Origin of the sequence: Methylomonas koyamae (assembly GCF_006483455.1) — a bacterium.
Lineage (GTDB): Bacteria > Pseudomonadota > Gammaproteobacteria > Methylococcales > Methylomonadaceae > Methylomonas > Methylomonas koyamae_B.
The window spans coordinates 79,475-97,782 of the sequence record NZ_PPPU01000003.1 but is presented as its reverse complement, the minus strand read 5'-3'; the positions used below and the strand labels follow the sequence as shown (position 1 = coordinate 97,782).

Annotated in this window: 17 protein-coding genes; 9 read left to right on the top strand and 8 right to left on the bottom strand. The window is 50.1% G+C overall.

From position 1 onward, the window contains the following. Positions 1-472: 472 nt before the first annotated feature. Together C2U68_RS01000 and C2U68_RS00995 are read left to right on the top strand one after the other, a co-directional pair. On the top strand, positions 473-1,411 hold the full coding sequence (locus tag C2U68_RS01000; protein ID WP_186289460.1) for a PEP-CTERM sorting domain-containing protein: 939 nt from the start codon (positions 473-475) through the stop codon (positions 1,409-1,411). Positions 1,412-1,444: 33 nt separating this feature from the next. Next, positions 1,445-2,113 (top strand): phage tail protein, encoded by a 669-nt coding sequence (locus C2U68_RS00995; RefSeq protein ID WP_260839157.1) that lies wholly within the window; start codon positions 1,445-1,447, stop codon positions 2,111-2,113. 42 nt (positions 2,114-2,155) lie between these two features. Here C2U68_RS00995 and fchA read toward each other — a convergent pair whose 3' ends face one another. Both fchA and cysS read right to left on the bottom strand, forming a co-directional pair. Beyond that, positions 2,156-2,785: a methenyltetrahydrofolate cyclohydrolase gene (gene fchA / locus C2U68_RS00990; RefSeq protein ID WP_140910641.1), complete on the bottom strand. Its 630-nt coding sequence runs from the start codon at positions 2,783-2,785 to the stop codon at positions 2,156-2,158. Positions 2,786-2,793: 8 nt separating this feature from the next. Beyond that, positions 2,794-4,167: a cysteine--tRNA ligase gene (cysS, locus tag C2U68_RS00985; protein WP_140910640.1), complete on the bottom strand. Its 1,374-nt coding sequence runs from the start codon at positions 4,165-4,167 to the stop codon at positions 2,794-2,796. Between the two features lie 113 nt (positions 4,168-4,280). On the opposite strand from cysS, the gene C2U68_RS00980 reads away from it, so the two are divergent. The 4 genes from C2U68_RS00980 to C2U68_RS00965 all read left to right on the top strand — a co-directional run bounded on the left by C2U68_RS00980 (position 4,281) and on the right by C2U68_RS00965 (position 8,215). Next, complete coding sequence (locus C2U68_RS00980; RefSeq protein WP_140910708.1) at positions 4,281-4,862, top strand: peptidylprolyl isomerase; 582 nt, start codon at positions 4,281-4,283, stop codon at positions 4,860-4,862. 39 nt (positions 4,863-4,901) lie between these two features. After that, positions 4,902-5,651 carry a UDP-2,3-diacylglucosamine diphosphatase gene (locus C2U68_RS00975; RefSeq protein ID WP_260839156.1) on the top strand — a complete coding sequence of 250 codons (750 nt, stop codon included), beginning with the start codon at positions 4,902-4,904 and terminating at the stop codon, positions 5,649-5,651. Between the two features lie 367 nt (positions 5,652-6,018). Further along, on the top strand, positions 6,019-6,798 hold the full coding sequence (locus tag C2U68_RS00970; protein ID WP_140910638.1) for a serine protease: 780 nt from the start codon (positions 6,019-6,021) through the stop codon (positions 6,796-6,798). Between the two features lie 28 nt (positions 6,799-6,826). Continuing rightward, complete coding sequence (locus C2U68_RS00965; RefSeq protein ID WP_140910637.1) at positions 6,827-8,215, top strand: TIGR03013 family XrtA/PEP-CTERM system glycosyltransferase; 1,389 nt, start codon at positions 6,827-6,829, stop codon at positions 8,213-8,215. Positions 8,216-8,254: 39 nt separating this feature from the next. On the opposite strand, the gene C2U68_RS00960 is transcribed toward C2U68_RS00965, so the two are convergent. From C2U68_RS00960 to C2U68_RS00935, 6 genes are all read right to left on the bottom strand, one after another. After that, complete coding sequence (locus C2U68_RS00960; RefSeq protein WP_140910636.1) at positions 8,255-9,448, bottom strand: glycosyltransferase; 1,194 nt, start codon at positions 9,446-9,448, stop codon at positions 8,255-8,257. A gap of 100 nt (positions 9,449-9,548) precedes the next feature. After that, positions 9,549-10,355 (bottom strand): PEP-CTERM sorting domain-containing protein, encoded by an 807-nt coding sequence (locus tag C2U68_RS00955; RefSeq protein WP_140910635.1) that lies wholly within the window; start codon positions 10,353-10,355, stop codon positions 9,549-9,551. A 154-nt stretch (positions 10,356-10,509) separates the two neighbouring features. Further along, on the bottom strand, positions 10,510-11,172 hold the full coding sequence (locus C2U68_RS00950) for an acyltransferase (RefSeq protein WP_140910634.1): 663 nt from the start codon (positions 11,170-11,172) through the stop codon (positions 10,510-10,512). A gap of 16 nt (positions 11,173-11,188) precedes the next feature. Next, positions 11,189-12,793 carry a tetratricopeptide repeat protein gene (locus C2U68_RS00945; RefSeq protein WP_140910633.1) on the bottom strand — a complete coding sequence of 535 codons (1,605 nt, stop codon included), beginning with the start codon at positions 12,791-12,793 and terminating at the stop codon, positions 11,189-11,191. Between the two features lie 374 nt (positions 12,794-13,167). Next, positions 13,168-14,238 carry a nitroreductase family protein gene (locus tag C2U68_RS00940; RefSeq protein ID WP_140910632.1) on the bottom strand — a complete coding sequence of 357 codons (1,071 nt, stop codon included), beginning with the start codon at positions 14,236-14,238 and terminating at the stop codon, positions 13,168-13,170. 35 nt (positions 14,239-14,273) lie between these two features. Next, on the bottom strand, positions 14,274-15,143 hold the full coding sequence (locus C2U68_RS00935) for a ThiF family adenylyltransferase (protein WP_140910631.1): 870 nt from the start codon (positions 15,141-15,143) through the stop codon (positions 14,274-14,276). 286 nt (positions 15,144-15,429) lie between these two features. On the opposite strand from C2U68_RS00935, the gene C2U68_RS00930 reads away from it, so the two are divergent. From C2U68_RS00930 to C2U68_RS00920, 3 genes are read left to right on the top strand one after another with little or no spacing between them, the layout of a single operon-like run. Beyond that, a complete protein-coding gene (locus C2U68_RS00930) occupies positions 15,430-16,530 on the top strand; it encodes an ABC transporter permease (protein ID WP_186289459.1) in 1,101 nt (366 codons plus the stop codon). Next, positions 16,530-17,273 carry an ABC transporter ATP-binding protein gene (locus C2U68_RS00925; RefSeq protein ID WP_140910629.1) on the top strand — a complete coding sequence of 248 codons (744 nt, stop codon included), beginning with the start codon at positions 16,530-16,532 and terminating at the stop codon, positions 17,271-17,273. Before C2U68_RS00930 ends, C2U68_RS00925 begins: the two co-directional genes overlap by 1 nt. Before the next feature lie 2 nt (positions 17,274-17,275). Further along, the gene (locus C2U68_RS00920; RefSeq protein WP_140910628.1) at positions 17,276-18,271 is read left to right on the top strand and encodes an HlyD family secretion protein; all 996 of its coding nucleotides are present in this window, start codon (positions 17,276-17,278) and stop codon (positions 18,269-18,271) included. Positions 18,272-18,308: the final 37 nt, after the last annotated feature.

Sequence of the window (18,308 nt, the reverse complement as noted above, 5' to 3'; positions counted from 1 at the left end):
GCGTACGGCGCTAAGGTTATCGGTCGATGCCGGCATTATACCCGGCGCGGTAGCCGCCGAAACCGGCTGCGAGTTGGCGCGGCCCACCAGGCAAAACTTGCACCGGCGGCCGGTGAAATAATCGATAGTTCGGCGCCGGCCGTTTGCCTTAGCGTTAGAACGGTGCAGCAGCTTGGTCAAGACCAACACTCGCGACCGCCGCCGTCAAACCGCTCATTGTTAGCCTCCAATCCTGGCCGCATCGGCTGCCACACTCCGCCATAAAGCGCGATATTTCGTAAATCGCGCGACATCCCGTGCCCATCCTCTGTCGCCCGCGCTAGCCCGCTGCCACAAAACACCGCAAAACCAATGGCTTAAGCTGCTCAAACAGCCTTGGCACACGAATTGACTATCGATTATGGAAACCCGTTCGGGCCCGGCCCGAGACCCGATTCATAACTACTTCGCCAAAAATCAAGAGGAAAAACCGATGAAAACCGTCACCATGCCAAATCCGGCCAATCCCAACCAGACCGCCACGCCAGACCGACCGTTCCGCAATTTCAAAAGTTTGGCCTTGGCCATCGGATTGGCGTTAGGCCAACAAATCGGGGCGGCGCATGCCGCCAGCTTCGATCCGAACATCGTTATCAAAGGTTCCGCCGAATTCGACAGCACCGGCTCGCCTTCCGACCCGGTCAATGCCATACAAGCCGGGGAATTGACCAGAATTATGGCCGGTGTCACGACCACGACAACCTTAAACGGTGCGGCGATCAACGGCATCGATCCACTATCCGGGACATTAACCAGCATCGGCGACGGCTTCGGCATTAAATTCAATGCCGATGGCAGATCAAACAGCGAACCGTCTATCGTCAATCCGTTATTCGGCGACTATACGATGTCGTTGCAGAACAATTCGGCCACCGATGCCTTCCTGGTTAATTTAAGGTTCCAATTCAGCTATCAGGTCAGCGCGACCGACTCGGTCCGCTCCACGACGGATAACGGCGAATTCGCCAAAGCCCAAGTCACCTTGCATAAAGAGGACGGTAGCGAATTGTTGTTCGCCAGCGGATTGTCCGACGCCAAGCAGGGCAACCAACAATTTCTGTTCACGGACAACTTGGTTAATGCCGCTAGCGGACTCGGCGGCACCTTAAGCGACAGCGGCTTTATGATCCTGTCCTTTCTATTGAATCCGGGCCAATTGCTGAATTTAGGGGACGGCAGTCCCGAAGTACTGTTGCAAGGCAGGGCCGATTCCGGCTTGTTCGGCAGTGAGGTGAACACGCTGATTACGGTCGACTCGGTCGTCAAACAAAACAGCCAGACCGTACCGGAACCGGAAAGCTTGATGCTGACAGCAATCGGTTTACTTTCTCTGTTCGCCGCCAAGCGCCGTAGCAACCCGCTCGCTGGTTAAGACCCGACAACTTAAATTTAAGAGGAAACCGACATGTCAAAACCCTTCAAAAAACCGCTAGTGAAATTGGCGCTGATCGCCGCCGCCGGTTTACCGATGTCCGCCTCAGCCTGTGGCAACGAGCCTTTCATAGGTGAAGTGTGCACCTTTGCCTTCAACTTTTGCCCGCGCAACTACCTGCCGGCCGACGGCTCGCTGCTACCCATCGCCAGTCACACCGCGTTGTTCTCGTTACTCGGCACTACCTATGGCGGCGACGGCCGTAGCACCTTCGCTCTACCCGATCTGCGCGGGCGAAATCCGGTCGGCGCCGGTCAGGGTCCGGGACTGTTGAATGTATTCCTCGGCGAAGAAGCCGGTTCGGACCAAGTGGTTTTGAACATTACCCAGTTACCGCAGCACACCCATGCCGCCAGCACCAATGTCCAAGTTACCGGCACCATTAACGCCGTCAATGCGACCGGCAATAGCAGCAGCCCGGCCGGTAAAGTGCTGGCAGCCTCATCCGCTCGGGACAACATTTATTCAGGCAACGTCGCGGGAGCCAGCTCGCCGCTGGCCCCGGAAGCCCTGACCGCATCGGCCACCGCGACCACATCGATCGGGCCCGCCGGCGGGAATCAGCCGGTACCTATACGGAATCCTTACGTCGGCATGACGTATTGCATCGCGACTTCAGGCGTATTCCCTTCGCGAAATTAAGCTAAATGCGATCAACACCCGGCGATCAAAAAGTCGTGACCGTTAAAGCTTGCTCTGCACCGTTTGATAAACGTGCAGCGCGGCTTGTTCTGCCGCCGCCAGCAATCCGTCAAGCTCGGCCAGTTGGGCATCGGCGAAATCGCGATCTTTCAAACCGGCGGCATTGATCTGCACATTCAAAGCTGCACTCTTCAAACCGGCGTAGGCGGCCATCACCGCTACGCCGGCATCGCTGATCACGCCCAAATTGCCTTTGTCCGCGGCGATTTTGCTCAACTCGATAGCCTTTGCACATGCCTTGGCACAAGCTAAGGGCACCAGCGTCGCTTCTTTCAACACGATTTGGATGCGCTCGCTCCGCTGGCTTTTTTCCTGATCGTTGGCTTTCGGCAAGCCGTAACTGGCCATCAGTTTATCGAATACGTCGACGTCGGCCTTGATCATATCGATCAGCGTCTGGCGCAGAGCTTCGGCTTCGATCAGCAAATTCTTCAGCTCAGTTTCTACCTCGGCGTACTTGGGCTTTCCTATCGTCAGATTGCAAACCATACTGATCAACGCCGCAGCCTGCGCCCCCATGACCGCCGCCGCGCTACCGCCACCAGGAGTGGCTTGTTTGCTGGCCAGTTCATCGAGAAATGTTGCGATCGATTTGTCTTTAATTTCGCTCATGTGTTTCCTTAAGCTTCCCGGCGCCAAGTGGTGTTACCGCCGGCCACGTCTTCCAGCAAGATGCCCTGAGATTTCAATTGGTCGCGAATGGCATCCGCCTGCCCCCAATCTTTTTGCGCTTTTGCGGCTTTGCGCGCCTCTATCAGGCGTTCGATCTCCGCTTCGTCCAAACCGCCCTGCCCGGCCCCACCTTTCAGAAATTGTTCCGGATCGTCTTGCAACAGGCCCAAAATTGCCGCCAACTGTTTTAACGTGGCGGCCAATAGCGCTTTATCCGCGGCTTTGTTCAATTCCCGCGCCAATTCGAACAGCACTGCCAGTGCGACCGGCGTATTGAAATCGTCGTCCATCGCCTGCTCGAAGCGTTGTCTGAACTCGGCGTCTGCCGGGATATCGGCAATATCCACCCCTCTCAGCGCGGTATAAAGCCGGGTCAAGGCGATACCGGCCTCATCCAAATGTTCGTCGGAATAATTCAACGGACTGCGATAGTGACTGGACAGAATGAAAAAGCGGATGACTTCCGGACGGTACTGTTTCAGCACTTCCCTCACCGTGAAAAAATTGCCCAACGATTTGGACATTTTCTCTTCGTTAACCCGGACAAAGCCGTTGTGCATCCAGTAATTGACGAAAGGCTCGCCGGTAGCGCCCTCGGATTGGGCGATTTCGTTTTCGTGATGCGGAAACTGCAGATCCATGCCGCCGCCGTGAATGTCGAAATGGTTGCCCAGACAACAAGTTGACATCGCCGAGCATTCGATATGCCAGCCGGGTCGACCGGAGCCCCAGGGCGAATCCCACGCCGGCTCGCCGGGCTTGGCGGTCTTCCACAGGACAAAATCCAACGGATCGCGTTTGGCGCCGTCGACATCGACCCGCTCGCCGGCATTCAAGTCTTCGATATTTTTACCGGACAATTTGCCGTAACCCGGAAACCGGTTGACGGCATAAAACACGTCGCCGTTACTCCCGAGGTAGGCAAATTGCTTGTCGATTAATGCCGATATCATGTTGATGATGTCGGAAATCGACTGGGTTGCTCTGGGTTCGCGGTCAGGCGGCAGCACGGCCAAAGCCCGTTCATCTTCGTGCATCGCATCGATAAAGCGTGCGGTCAGTGCCGTAAAATCCTCTCCGTTCTGGTTAGCGCGCTGAATAATCTTGTCGTCGATATCCGTAATATTGCGCACATAGATCAGTTCGTAACCCGAATACCTTAGGTAACGCGCCACCGTATCGAACACGACCATCACCCGGGCATGGCCGATGTGGCAGTAGTCGTAGACGGTCATGCCGCAGACGTACATACCGACTTTTCCGGGTTGTTTCGGGACGAATTCTTGCTTGCTGCGGGTCAGAGTGTTGTAGATTTTTAACATGTATAGGAGGCTTGAAGACGGCAAAACATCCGGCAATCTACCAAGATTCGAACTTCTCTTTCAAGATAAAAACACATAGAATTCAAGGCTTGCAGCTATATTTGGGAGCGGTCATGCGCGCAACTCTGGTTTACTTGATGCTGTTTTCAATCTCAACTCTTTCATTTGCAACAGAAAATAAAATGTCCAATACACACACCAAAGTTAAATTAACCACTTCTCTTGGCACTATTGCCATCCAGTTGGAAGACGAAAAGGCTCCGGCCTCCGCGGCAAACTTCGCCGCTTACGTCAAACAAGGTTTCTACGACGGAACGATTTTTCACCGGGTCATTCCCGGCTTTATGGCGCAAGGCGGCGGTTTCGATACCTCGTTTAACCAAAAAACGACAAACGCGCCCATCAAAAACGAAGCCGACAATGGCCTGAAAAATAAACGCGGCACCCTGGCAATGGCTCGCACCAGCGATCCGCATTCCGCCACCGCGCAATTTTTTATCAACTACAAAGATAATTCTTTTCTGGACCACACCAGCCCGACCCCCAGCGGCTGGGGCTATGCCGTGTTCGGCGAAGTCACCGAAGGCATGGACATAGTCGACGCGATGGCAAAACAACCGACCGGCAACCGCGGCATGCATCAGGACGTACCTAAGACCGACATCGTCATCGAGAAAGCTGAAATCGTGGAATAAGGACCCTGCCGTTACGGTATCGCCGTCACGGCCCCGCTTGTGAAAGACATCCTATTCATCTCCGACTTGCATTTGGCGCTGGAGAAGCCCGAAATTCTCCGGCGCTTTTTCGCGTTCCTGCAACAACGCGCCACCCAGGCCGAAGCTCTATATATACTTGGCGATCTATTCGACGCCTGGATCGGCGACGACGATAACACCCGGCCTGCCAAAGCGATCAAACAAGCGCTTAAGGAACTAACCGCTTCCGGCGTAAAAGTATTCGTACAACAAGGCAACCGGGATTTTCTGTTGGGCGACGCATTTTGTGCCGAAACCGGAGTCAGGCTAATCGGAGATTTCGAAGTTATCGTACTCGACGGCCACCGGATACTGCTTACCCACGGCGATTTACTTTGCAGCGACGATGAGGCATATCAAGCGTTCCGCATCAAATCGCGCAGTCGCGAATGGCAGGACTCAGTGTTGAACAAACCGCTTTGGCTAAGGCTGATCGCAGCCCGCTGGTACCGTTTGCGCAGTTACTTTCATAAGCGAGGAAAATCCGACGAAATCATGGATGTCAACCAAGCCACCGTGATGGAAACGATGCGCCAGTACGATTGCCGCATCTTGGTCCACGGCCATACTCATCGGCCGAACCGTCACGAGTTCATGTTGGACGGTGAACCGGCGCTACGGTACGTGCTCGCGGATTGGCGGCCGGAGTCGGCTGGGGTGTTGTGTTGGAAAAACGGCAGTTTTGCCGAAGAACAAATCGGACTAAAAGACCCGGCGGTCCGTCGTTAATCGCTGTATCGAAACCGATTTCAGAATTTACCGTCTCGCCGCCGGAAACGGATTACTATCTCCGCTTGCATGGACCGTCCCAATAGCGACAAGTTCACGGCGCCAAACACCGATCTGTGCCGAACTAGTCCAAGCCAAATAGGTCTTCCTAATTACTGGCTACTATTGCTAACGTTTATCGAAGTCCGATATGGCGTGCGCTCCGAGCGGTTTTCGCCGAAATATAACCCGGAACCCGCCGGCGAAATCCATTCATCCGCGAGCATCAAACCTAAACTGACACTATTACAGCGCGATGCCAATTCGACTAAGTTGCGCTACACTCTAAACCAAACAAAGCCTCAAGGCTCTCCGGCACCTATAGACCATGAAATTCGGCATACAGCGTCTCCCCGTCACTCTACTGGTATTGTTACTGCTCCCTCACGGCAGCCGCTCCAGCGAATTGAACCTACCTGACATACTAAACCGGGTCAAACCCGGAATTGTGGCAATCGGAACGTATATGCCAAGCCGCAATCCGCGCGGCGTCCTGCTTGGAACTGGATTTGCCGTGGCAGACGGCAAAAAGGTGATCACAAATGCTCACGTTACCGCCAAGAAACTTGACGCAGGTCATTTGGAGCGGTTTGCCGTGTTTTACCGCGAAGAACAAAAAGAACAGATGCAAATAGCCGATCTCCGTGCGACCGACGAAGACCACGACCTAGCGCTATTGACGGTTGAAGGCCGCGCCCTGCCGGCACTGGAAATTGGCGACTCGCAACGCGTCCGCGAGGGCGAGCAATACGCCTTCACCGGTTATCCGATTGGCATGGTTTTGGGTCTGTATCCGGTGACGCACCGTAGCATTATTGCGGCTATATCGCCCAATGCCATTCCGGCTGTTGCCAGCAATCAATTGAACGTCAACATGCTGAAACGCCTGCAGACCCCCTTCGACATTTTCCAACTGGATGCAACTGCCTATCCGGGCAATAGCGGCAGCCCGCTCTACGATCTAAAGTCCGGTAAAGTCGTCGGCATAATCAATAAAGTGTTTGTCCAGGGCAGTAAGGAAAATGCGATTTCAAACCCCAGCGGCATCACGTATGCGATTCCGTCCGAACACATTAAAACATTGTTAGAACAGGGCCCTGCCCGATAACTGTCCGGAACCGGCGAAAGCTCAAACCATGATCAGAATATTTCGGCATTACATATCGACGGCTTACCTGTGGCTCCTGCTGGCCGAAGCCATAGTGTTCTACTCGGCCATGTATATCGGAGCTGCAGTCCGGTTTCTTTACACGGCCTCTTGGTACTCTCAACCGGAATTGGCGTCATCTGCGGCAGTATTTTCAATCATCATGACGACCAGTTGTTCCGCATTGGGGCTGTACCGTAAAACGCTGGATAAAGAGGAATACAACATCCTGCAACGGATCAGCGTCAGTTTCGCCGTCGCGGTATTTATTCTGGCCTTCACCTACTACATCATCCCCGAGCTCATGCTGGCGCGCAGCGTGTTGATTTCGGCGATCTTATTCTCTTTTTCCGGCCTGCTGCTTACCCGTTACCTGTTCTACCGCTTCGTAAACTTGGAAAATTTAAAACGCCGAGTGCTGGTAATCGGCTGCGGAGACAGAGCCGGAGAACTGAGCGTGGTGAATTCCAGCTACGTATACAAAGGCTTCGAAATCGTAGGCTACATAACGTTAGAGGACGAGCCGGTCGCGGTGCCCCATGCCATTGCATTGAACGACAAAATCAGGCTGACCGATATTGTTGACGCGGCAAATGTCGACGAAATCGTCATCGCCGTGGATGACAGGCGTAAAAAATTACCCGTCGAGGAATTGCTGGACATCAAAATGTCCGGCGTACAGGTCATGGACTTGCAGACTTTCTACGAACGGGAACAACGTCTGGTGTTTCTCGCCGCCCTCAGCCCAAGTTGGCTAATGTTCTCCGACGGCTTCGTCAACAGCGGCATGAGGCCGATCGTCAAACGCAGTTTCGACATTATCGCCAGCTTGTTGCTGCTGGCCGTGAGCTGGTGGTTGATGCTGTTGACGACAGTAGCCATCTATATGGAAAGCGGGCTTGGTGCCCCGGTATTTTATCGGCAAAAACGCGTCGGCTACCGAGACGTTCCGTTCGACGTCATCAAGTTTCGCAGCATGCGGGTGGACGCCGAAAAAAACGGGGCGCAATGGGCCAGCCAGAGCGACGACCGTGTAACCAAAGTGGGCAAGTTCATCCGAAAATACCGGATAGACGAATTACCGCAATTGTTGAACGTCCTTAAAGGGGATATGAGCTTTGTCGGCCCCCGACCGGAACGGCCTGAATTTGTCAAAGGCTTTGAGGAAACCATCCCTTATTACAAGGAACGACACCGAGTTAAGCCAGGCATCACCGGCTGGGCTCAACTTTGTTACCCCTACGGCGCCAGCGAATACGACACCCGGCAAAAGCTGCAATATGATTTGTACTACGTCAAGAACTACAGTCTGTTTTTGGACTTAACCATCATGTTGAGTACGGTTGAAGTGATTTTGTGGGGTAAGGGAGCCAGATAACGCTAAAGACATCATCGATAGCCGTTCCTGCTCACATCTCTAATTGGCCATTTTCCCTTCGATCAAGTCAATAATTTTGTCGAGATGCAAATGACATTCCCCGGCCAGATTTTCCGGCGTATTTGTCAGGGCTTGCTCGACGGCTCGTCTAATAGTTATAGGATCTGCCTGACCAGAACGGATTAAGCACCCTCTACCGCTTTGCCGCAGGGTTGACATCATCAGGTATTGATCAAGATTGCTCGGAAGGCCAAGCACAGGTTTGTTAGATGCCAAACTCTGATAAACCATCGGACTGCCGCCATTGCAAACTACTAAATCACACCTACTCACAGCGTGTTCCGCTGGCAGATAATCGGCAATAAACACGTTCGGATAGCAGACTTCTATATCGCTTCTTTGCGCTGTCGCGCAAACCACGGTCAACGGCATTTTAGATAGCGTTTCAAGTATCATTGGCAGTAATGTGACGTTGCCGGAGCTACCTAAAGTCACAAAAACGATCGGCTTGTCTTCCGGCAGATTCCACCACCAGTCAGGCAAATCAACATCCGCCGACCACAAAATCGGACCTATAAAAAAATGATTTTTCGGCAAATCCCGCATCGAAAACAAAGATTCGATGTCAGCATATAGGGTGAAATCGGCATGGGTATAGACTTCCCGCATATCGTATGCCAAGGGAGGCAAGCCGAATTTTTTACAAGCTCGATTAAAAGCTAGGGAATGCAATGCAAACACAGCCGGCCGGACAAGATCGAACATCTTTTGTGCGACCGCTTCGCCGAAAATCTTTGTTATCGGTAACTCAGGAATCGGATAAGAAGTCTCAATGTAAGGACTCCAATAAGCGTTGGTTACCGTCGCATAAGGTATTTCAGCAAGCCTGCAGCTAATCGCTAGTGACAACCGGAAATCGCCGATAACGAAATCGGGGCTAAACTCGCTGAAAATTTTAAGCTCTTCCTGTACGTATTTTTCAAGAGTTTTAACGCTATACAGCGGAGAACCCTTATTTAGTTTTTTCAGGAATTCGTCGGTTGAAACGGATTCAATCCCTATATGCCGATATTTTGCATGCCTGGAAACCGCTTGAAAACGTTGGTCTACAGCCAAGATCACCTCATATTTACCTGACGCGGACAACTCTTCGGCAATGGTGGTGCAACGGGCCACATGCGCCAAGGTCACAGCTTCGGCAAAAATCAATACGCGTTTGGCATCAGATTTCATTGCTAGAAATATTGATCCGTTCCAGAAAACTCAAGGCATAAAAAAGCGGCGTCTCCCAGAGGAAGACACCGCCTCAATGTTAAATCAGCTAAGCTAAAACTTAAACAGCCAATTTAGCTTTTTTGCCGCGAGAGTAGCCAGCAGCCAGTAAACCGATACCCATCAAACCCAATACAGAAGGTTCTGGAACGGTAGTTACTTGATCCAAAGTCAAATCCAAAGAGGTTTTCAGACCCAATTGATCGATATCGACAACCAACGCGCCCAATTTAGTTAAATCACCACCTGCTCCGACTTGGTTAACTACAACAGTACCGCCCAGGTAGCTACCGGAACCCAACAGAAACGCAGAAAAAGGAATCGAAGTCGTAGCTGGAACATCATGCGCATTGGAAGTAATCGTCACTTCCGTATAGTTAGTTGCATCGGTATATGCTGTGATCTTGAAATTGAAGCCAGCATCAGAAAAAACCACGCCGATAGAAAATGCGTTTTGAGTACCGCCAAAGGTCAAGTCCAGACCACCCAAGCCAGTATGATCGATCGCGTTGGTAGCTTCTGCGCCGTCCCATTGAATTTGAGCGCGGCCGGTAGTACCGGTAGAAGTACTAAAGTCAAACACGCCACCGGATACAGAAGCAGTAGCTGTACGGGTAGCTTGATCTCCGTTGTTATCTGAGATTTTACTAACGTACAAATCCCGGTTGCCGCCCAAGATGGTAGGATCAGCAGCACCAACAGAGCCGCCAGGACCGGAATTAATAATAGTGCCGGTATCGGTACCGTCTTTGGTGTTATCTACATATGCGCCTTGATTAGTCGAAAACAAATCAACAGGTGCCGCGTTAGCGCCAAAGCTTAGAGCCAACAAAGAGGCTCCGCCGATAACTTTCATTTTGTTAAACATGACATTGCTCCAAATTTTTAGGTTAAACAGGTATCACTCGGTGATGCCATAACAAAGCAATATGAATGCCAAAATAATTTATATAACATTTTCAAATAGTTGAAAAACACAGAACCGATAAAAACGAACAACTGTAAAATTTCGCGACACCCAACTACAACGATTTGATTTTTTTTACCGGAATACCGCCCCAGAGTTCGTTTGCAGGAATGCTGGTATCCGGCGGCACCACGGAACCAGCCGCTACAATCGCCCCCTCTCCCACATTTACGCCAGACATTAACACCGCGTGGACGCCAATCGTCGCTCTGGCACCGATAATCACAGGTTTGAGCACGATGGTGCCGCTGTTTATCGTGTGTGCCGTAATAACTGAATCGTGACCAATAACGGCTTCATCCCCAATCTGAATCAGCTGCGGATCGACCAGATGCCCGCCCAGGGCGATATCCCGCCCTATTGTTGCGCCGAATAACTTGGCCACAAGCGGTTTTGCGAACACCGTTGTGAAAGGCAACAAAGCCCCTTTGCCAAACTCGTAAATCACCGTAAATAATTTCCAGTAAGTGAACAAGCGATCATCCATAGCGTATTCTCCAGGCGAAAACGGCTTGAACACCATCATTAACCTGAGAATCGCTGCCGACCACAACCCATAAAGCAAAAGAAGCAATAGCGAATCGATCACGACATGATAATCGCCAAAAGCAGGTACGGTAACAATCCCACTCAAAACCGACACCGGAAACAAACTCAGGCAGAAAATCAAGATTGTAAAAAACCCTGACAAGATAAAATCGACGGGATGGGTCTTCATAACTGGTCACCTAGAATCAATTTGCCGCGAGCGTCTTCAATAACGCTTCAGCTTGCGGGCGTTCGTCAAAATCACCTTTTTGAGCCAGCAATTCGGTCAGGAGTTTTTTGGCTTGATCGCGCTTGTTCAACCGTAAGTAAGCTTCCGACAGATGCAAACGAACGCTATTGCTGTTCGGTAATGCTTCGTAAGCTTTAAGCAAAATCGGTTCTGCTTGGACAAATGCGCCTTTTTTTAACAATAGCTCAGCGTATGTGTCGGCAATGTTAGGATCTTTAGGTGCTTTTTCGTAGGCGAGCTTAGCGTGACGCAGGCCCGAATCGATATCACCTTTTTGACCTAACATCCACGCCATATTGTTATGCACGGCAATGTTATCGGGATTTTGTCTAATAATTTCCTCATATTGCAGCAAGGCCTCATCAAAGGCTTTATTTCTGCGCAATTGTTCTGCGTAAAGAGCCCGCAAACTTATATTGGTCGGCTCGCTATTGATGCGGCTTCGGAACACCTCTAGCGCTGCATCAGTCTTACCAGCCCGCATCAGAGCAACAGCCAATTCAATTGCGAGTGGCGTATTGTCGTTTAGCTTTAATGCCTCTTGAAACAAAGCCACGGCTTCATCCGGCTTATTTTGCTCCAAAGCTATACGCGCCTCTAATTGACGGGAGTTCGCAGACTTGGGATACTTAGCCGACAACGTGCTCAAAATGTCTCGCGCCGCATCAAACTGTCGGTCGGAAGCCAATAGTCGAGCTTTAGCAAACAGCGTATAGCCGTCATCCGGTTGAATTTTAAGCGCTTTGTCAAGCTCGCCAATCCCTTGCGGATAGTTTCGAAGAACTTCGTAAATTTGAGCGAACTGATTATGAGTTTGAAGATCATCGGCCGCCTTGCTCAGGGCATCGGCAACCAAAGCCTCGACCTCCTTGGTATCCCCGGAATTTTTATCCAACCCCGCGAGCAAAAATAAAGTTCGAATATGTCCGGGATTATATTTCAAAACATCCAAATACAGCGACCGAGCACGCTGCGAATCCTTCCCACGCAACGCATATTCAGCTAACGCCGCAGATGCTGACGGCTCACCCTTAGTTAAACCCAGAGCTTTTTCAAAAGCGGCTATAGCCTTTTTATCGTCCCCCAAAGTTTGGTAAGAAAAACCCTCGATAATAAAACCGTGAGGAACGTCCGGCTGGGCTTGCTGAAGCTTTTTAGCAATATCGAGCGAACTTTCTACTTTTTTATCCTTAAGATAAATATTGGATAAAACAACGGCCGTTGGTATTTGATTTGGCGCCAGTCTCCAGGCCTTTTCTAAATCCTTTACACCTTCCTCTTTGCGCCCTTCTTGCAAATGCTTTAAACCGCTATGGTAGAATTGCTTGACTAGTTCACTCTTATCTGGAAGGAAAACTCCGGGAGTATTACGGTAATAATCCTGCTCCGGCACTTGACCAAAGCCTAATCCATCCAACCCCAAGCCTTGCTCGATAACGGGGTCGTTCTTTTGCTCGGGATAAACAGACAAAGCCCACGCCTGAGAAATAGAAAAACCATATGTCAATAACGCTACTGCAAACCCATTAGAACAATAATCACTATTTTTTTTTCGTAACACGACACCCTCCTGGGCAGGATTTATAGATAGAAAGAGAATTCATATACTCCCATCGCGAGTGGGAACTAAGACAAGTCTGAGAATACCAAGTTTTGCACAGATACTATTGCAATCGACAACTTGAATTTTAACGATAAAACTCGATTAACCGGCTTGCGCCACCCGCCATAATGCCGATCTGATCAATGACCAATCACTAGCAACTCAGCTCTGAAACATGGCTCACAATCCGAGTTCTAAGGCACGACCGGCCGACCCTCGAATTAGATTTGCCCCGAACAGCAACTCTTTATGCATTGTCGGGTTCACATAACCACGCACCAGATGCGACTGCTCAGGGTTCTTTCCCGAACACAGAGACGTCAATAAGTCAATTAAGATTGAATGGAAACGGACTTTCTCAGGGTTGCCCCCCCTGCCCGCAAAGTTTTACCGATTCTAAAACCGATTACTAATTCTTCAGAGGCACCTACGTTGAGCAATTCCCTTAGTCTTGCCTCAGCCTGAAAAAGCTGCTTCTGACGTTTTTCAGGAAAAGCTGACAGATCCGCAACCTTCCCACGATAAAAAAGCAAAGGCAAGCCGACAAGTGGCTGAAAATCCAATCCCTGTCTAGTGGCCTCCAGCCAAACTCGCTGCATGGCTCGGCCTGCTTGAATAAATCCAACTCTATCAGTTCTTTCCACGCACAACATACCAACGATGGGTACATTACGAAAGTTGTACCAACACTTAAGACCAACCACTCGTGACAATCCGAAATAATTGGCCAATTTCACAAACTGCCAAAAGCGCAACATTGGAAATAATAGTTTCTCGGGCCAACTCAAACCTAAAACATCCAATGTCATACCATCTCCGGAATTGATGCTTTGCTCTCGATTCCAGCGTATTTGTCTAAATAGAAAGCCATGTATAGCTTGACTCTCGAAAACCAAACTATCATTTATCATAAACGCTTTCGCCAATTTATTTATAATATTCGGCTCCGTTACAAAATGACTAACAACACCTGGAATTGCATTCACTGACTCTACCAATAACTTTAAGTCATAAATAGTCGATTTAGCCGATTGATATCTAAATCGGTTAGTCGACCGCTTGAAGATGGATTCATAAAGCGGCTCTAGAACGGGAAAATTTTCTTCACCCCTAAAATTAATAACTGCAACCTGATGAATGTTGCTCGAGTTTGGAAACAACTCGACGTTAATAGAAAAGCCTAAATGTCGCGCCGCTACACTAATGTTTTCTATTACTGCGCCATGCGCAATATAAGACGCGACCTGTTGATAATTATAATAAGAGTCATCCTTTTCAGGAAGATTATAAAGAAGTATGCTCGAGCAATCGTCCGTAACATCAAAACGCCACGGCTGCGAGTTGTCTCCCGATGGCGCCCGAATGGCGGCATCCAATATTTTTTCTATTGTTGTCTTTTCCATTTTAGTTTTGGCCAATCAATGACGAGGAAGAAATCCTATTCCTGAATCATCTTAATAAACTGCTGCTTAGCCAGCAGAATACCTACCTTCTGGATCGGATTGTTGTTTCCGCCCGGCCGCCAAGTCTTAACCAACTTGTTACGGTAAGCGTCGAAATGCAACCCTGTCGGCGCGGCAATAACCTTACCTCGATCTAATAAAATTTTCAGAGCTTGAGTCGCTACGACTCCGGCACACAACTCGCATGCCATTGGAGTGGAAGGCCCACGATTATTTAGTAAATCGACTGCACCTCTCTCTATCAAATATCCTCTCTGCAACATAGCGGGCGACAATCCCAATAAGAAATGCAAAATTTTCTCCGTTCGCGACTTACCTCTAAGTTGAAAATACTGTTCAAAAGTCATTTTGCTCGGCATAAAGTTCAGTAGCGCAACCCCCATTCCTAAAGGAGCCGCCGTGACTGCAGGAATACCATGCTCTGCACAGTAAGCAAACACCATCTCTCTGGCTTCGAAAGCGAAAAAATCGAGCGAATCAACATATAAATCCACCCCACTAAAAAAATTGGCGAGATTGCTTGCAGTAACACCGTCCGAGTACTTTTCGATGGTCAACTCAGGATTGATATCGCGCGCCATGTCTGCCATCACGTCAACTTTGGGCTGATTTAGATGCGACATTGTCGCCCCTGCCTGACGATTAAAATTGGCCAGTTCAAATTTATCAAAGTCCGCTATGTGGAAGCTGCCGATACCTAAGCGGGTCAGCGTAAGCAAATGACTGCCTCCGACGCCGCCCAAACCCGCAATCGCTATTTTTTTGCCACGAAGTTTTGCCTGTTCATCTTGCGTGATCCAACCGATATTGCGGGAAAACGCCTGTTCGAAATTGAATGCGGTCATGGGGCTGCTCCAGATAGAGGTCGGTGGTTGTACTAAGTATTTTGCTATACTGTCAACAGGCTTTTTTGCCTGCTGTTTGCGCCAGCTACTATTATGAATGTATCTATAGTCATCCTCCCAACACCGATGCCCTGGACCTAAACCTCAAGCCGAAGACTGGCCACCCTAAACTACTAACCTCTTCCTCTGCGATACCCAGCTAAAAGACGGCAGAAGTCCAATCTCAAATCGGTAAAAATCATTCAATTCCACGATGAATTCGGTAGTTTTCCCAGTTTCCACCCAAATGTTACTTCACAAACGCCTACGCTTTGCGATGACGGTGGTCGGCATAGCACTGGCATTCTTCTTGGCGGCCGCTCAAATCGGCCTGCTGGTCGGTTGGGTAAATACTAACAGTGCCATAATAGAACATGCTGGGGCTGATGTATGGGTAATGGCAGAAAACACACGCACTTTCGACTTCGGCACTACCATACCTCGGCATCGAATCCAGCAAGTCAGTAGCGTTGATGGCGTTAAGTGGGCTGAAGGTATGCTAGTGATTTGGATAAACTGGCAACATCCGGATGGTAAACGTATCACCGTTGAAGTTATTGGCCTTGATTCCAGCAACGCCGGCGGCCCCTGGAATATCGCCTCTGGAGATATCGAATCCGTGCACTTGCCCGATACCGTTTTGATAGACGAGCTGTCAAAAAACGCGCTGGGTGTGAATAACATCGGAGACGAAGCGGAGATGGAAGGAAAGCGGGCAATCGTTGGCGGTTTCTCCAGAGGAGTGCGCACCTTTACTGCCGCTCCGTTTGTGTTTACATCAATCGATAACGCCCTCGGCTACGTCCCCGCCCATCAAGAAGACGATATTACATACGTCCTGGCGCGCATAGCACCAGGAGAAGACCCGTCCGTCATCCGCGACCGAATCGCGAGTGAACTATCTAACGTTGAGGTGTTGACCACAAAACAATTTGCGGCTCGCTCGGTTAAATATTGGATGTTGGAAACAGGAGTAGGCATCACCGTCATCATAACGGCAGCACTTGGGTTGTTGGTTGGCGTCATCATTATGAGCCAAACTTTGTTTTCAATCACGCAAGACCACATCGGCAATTACGCAACCCTACTTGCTCTAGGCTTCCACCAAAAAACATTAAGACAAATCATACTCGCGCAAAGCATAACCCTAGGCGGACTGGGCATAATATTAGGCTCGTTACTGTTCTTAGTCGCCTGCAAACTCACAGCGCTGAGCCCAATTCCATTGGAAACCACGCCGGCGGTCTCCGCGTGCCTGACCCTATTTTCACTACTATGTTGCGTAGCCGGCTCCTGGTTCTCGATCCGTGCAGTCTTTAAATTGGACCCAGTATCGGTGTTTCACTGATGAAAAACGTTTTAGCTTGCCAGGGCATAACCAAAAGTTACGGCAGCGGAGATCTTGTCGAACAAGTATTGAAGCGTGTCGATCTCGAATTCACCCAAGGAGAAGCATCGGTATTGATAGGCCCGTCCGGCTCAGGCAAAACAACATTGCTATCGATACTGGGATGCCTGCTCGAACCGAGCGCCGGCCAATTGTTGGTCGATAATAACCCCGTCAATTTTTCCGACAAAAGCAGCTTGACCGAAGTTCGCCGACAAAAACTCGGGTTTATTTTTCAACAAGCTCAACTGTTACCGTTTTTAACGATCGGAGATAACCTATCCGTTGTCGGCCGCAATGCCGGCATGGAACCCTCCGATATCGACCAGCGCGTGAACAAACTACTCGATAGGCTGCAACTTCAACCTCTTCGGCACAAATATCCGACGCAACTGAGCGGCGGACAACGCCAACGCGTAGCCATCGCCCGCGCGTTATTGCACCGACCATCCATTGTACTGGCTGACGAACCTACAGCCGCACTTGACTGGAATACCGGTAAAACCGTAGTTGAACTATTGCTGGAACAAGCCCGAATCGAAAACGCAGTCCTAGTGGTTGTGACCCACGACACCAGAATGCTTCCTCTTTTCGATCGAATCCTGTCGATTGCAGACGGACTTCTAGTGGAACGAAAGCAAACTGCGGCAACGGAAAATACTTTCTATACTGAAACTAATTTGGACCATCCTCCCGGACTTTAATTATGCGACGCCCAGCCTCATTTTTTGTAGCTCTACTGGTGACTATTGGCAGTCCGCAACTTTTAGCCGAGCAATCCGGATCAGAACCGAGAAGGATACAAGGCATAGGCTACGTTGAACCTGCCAACGAAATTCGCCGAGTAGCATTCAAACACCCTGGAATCCTCGGCGAATATAAAGTCGAACTGGGTCAACGGGTCAAGGCCGGCGATACCCTCGCCACTCAAAAAAACGCCGAAGAGCAGATCGCCGTGACCGTAGCAGAAGCCCAATTAGCCGCCGCCAAAGCCGATTTGGCAAAAGTGATGGCAGGCATCAATCCCTACGAAATAGAAGCCAAAAAAAGCGCGCAGAAGGTATCTGCCCTGGACGCTGAATATGCACGCCGTAAACTCGAGCGCATCGACCGGCTGCAAAATAGCAAATTCGCTTCGGAAGACGAACGCGATCTGGCTGAAACCAGTGCCAAGCTTAAGCAAGCAGATAGTCTTCGCCTAATATCGGAAACCCGCTATCTGACAAACTACGTCCGCGACGTCGACAAACAAGCCGCCATGGCTCAAGTGGCAGTTGCCGAAGCCCGATTAAAAGCCGCTCAGCAAAGTCTCGCCGAAACCTTACTGATTGCCCCGATCGACGGCACCGTGCTGGAAAATATCTTACGCGTCGGCGAGTCGACATTTTCGACTAGCAGCCCGGAGCCGGTATTATTATTGGGCGACCTAAACAAGTTACGCGTGCGGGCTGAAGTGGACGAGAATTATGCATTAATGCTTCGCGCAGGCCAAAAGGCGACTTTGTTTGGCAGAGGATTAGGCGATAAAGAAATTCCCGCGCGCGTGTCCTTGGTGAAGCAAATTATGGGTAAAAAAACCGTGTTCGCAAAAACAGCAACCGAGCGCAAAGACATCGACGTTATTCAAGTTTTTATCGACCCAGAGTCGCCACTTCAAGCACCAGTCGGACTTGAAGTCAATGTAAAAATCGAATTAAATTAATAGAACTTAAATTCCGGATTTGTTGAGGAAACAGATT

Bases quoted from the DNA above. Each gene is read 5' to 3' on its own strand.
- C2U68_RS00965 (WP_140910637.1), top strand. From the start codon at position 6,827: ATGATCAGAATATTTCGGCATTACATATCGACGGCTTACCTGTGGCTC.
- C2U68_RS00930 (WP_186289459.1), top strand. From the start codon at position 15,430: ATGTTACTTCACAAACGCCTACGCTTTGCGATGACGGTGGTCGGCATA.
- C2U68_RS00940 (WP_140910632.1), bottom strand. From the start codon at position 14,238: ATGGAAAAGACAACAATAGAAAAAATATTGGATGCCGCCATTCGGGCG.
- C2U68_RS00925 (WP_140910629.1), top strand. From the start codon at position 16,530: ATGAAAAACGTTTTAGCTTGCCAGGGCATAACCAAAAGTTACGGCAGC.
- C2U68_RS00950 (WP_140910634.1), bottom strand. From the start codon at position 11,172: ATGAAGACCCATCCCGTCGATTTTATCTTGTCAGGGTTTTTTACAATC.
- C2U68_RS00960 (WP_140910636.1), bottom strand. From the start codon at position 9,448: ATGAAATCTGATGCCAAACGCGTATTGATTTTTGCCGAAGCTGTGACC.
- C2U68_RS00935 (WP_140910631.1), bottom strand. From the start codon at position 15,143: ATGACCGCATTCAATTTCGAACAGGCGTTTTCCCGCAATATCGGTTGG.
- cysS (WP_140910640.1), bottom strand. From the start codon at position 4,167: ATGTTAAAAATCTACAACACTCTGACCCGCAGCAAGCAAGAATTCGTC.
- C2U68_RS01000 (WP_186289460.1), top strand. From the start codon at position 473: ATGAAAACCGTCACCATGCCAAATCCGGCCAATCCCAACCAGACCGCC.
- C2U68_RS00920 (WP_140910628.1), top strand. From the start codon at position 17,276: ATGCGACGCCCAGCCTCATTTTTTGTAGCTCTACTGGTGACTATTGGC.
- C2U68_RS00980 (WP_140910708.1), top strand. From the start codon at position 4,281: ATGCGCGCAACTCTGGTTTACTTGATGCTGTTTTCAATCTCAACTCTT.
- C2U68_RS00970 (WP_140910638.1), top strand. From the start codon at position 6,019: ATGAAATTCGGCATACAGCGTCTCCCCGTCACTCTACTGGTATTGTTA.
- C2U68_RS00955 (WP_140910635.1), bottom strand. From the start codon at position 10,355: ATGTTTAACAAAATGAAAGTTATCGGCGGAGCCTCTTTGTTGGCTCTA.
- fchA (WP_140910641.1), bottom strand. From the start codon at position 2,785: ATGAGCGAAATTAAAGACAAATCGATCGCAACATTTCTCGATGAACTG.
- C2U68_RS00995 (WP_260839157.1), top strand. From the start codon at position 1,445: ATGTCAAAACCCTTCAAAAAACCGCTAGTGAAATTGGCGCTGATCGCC.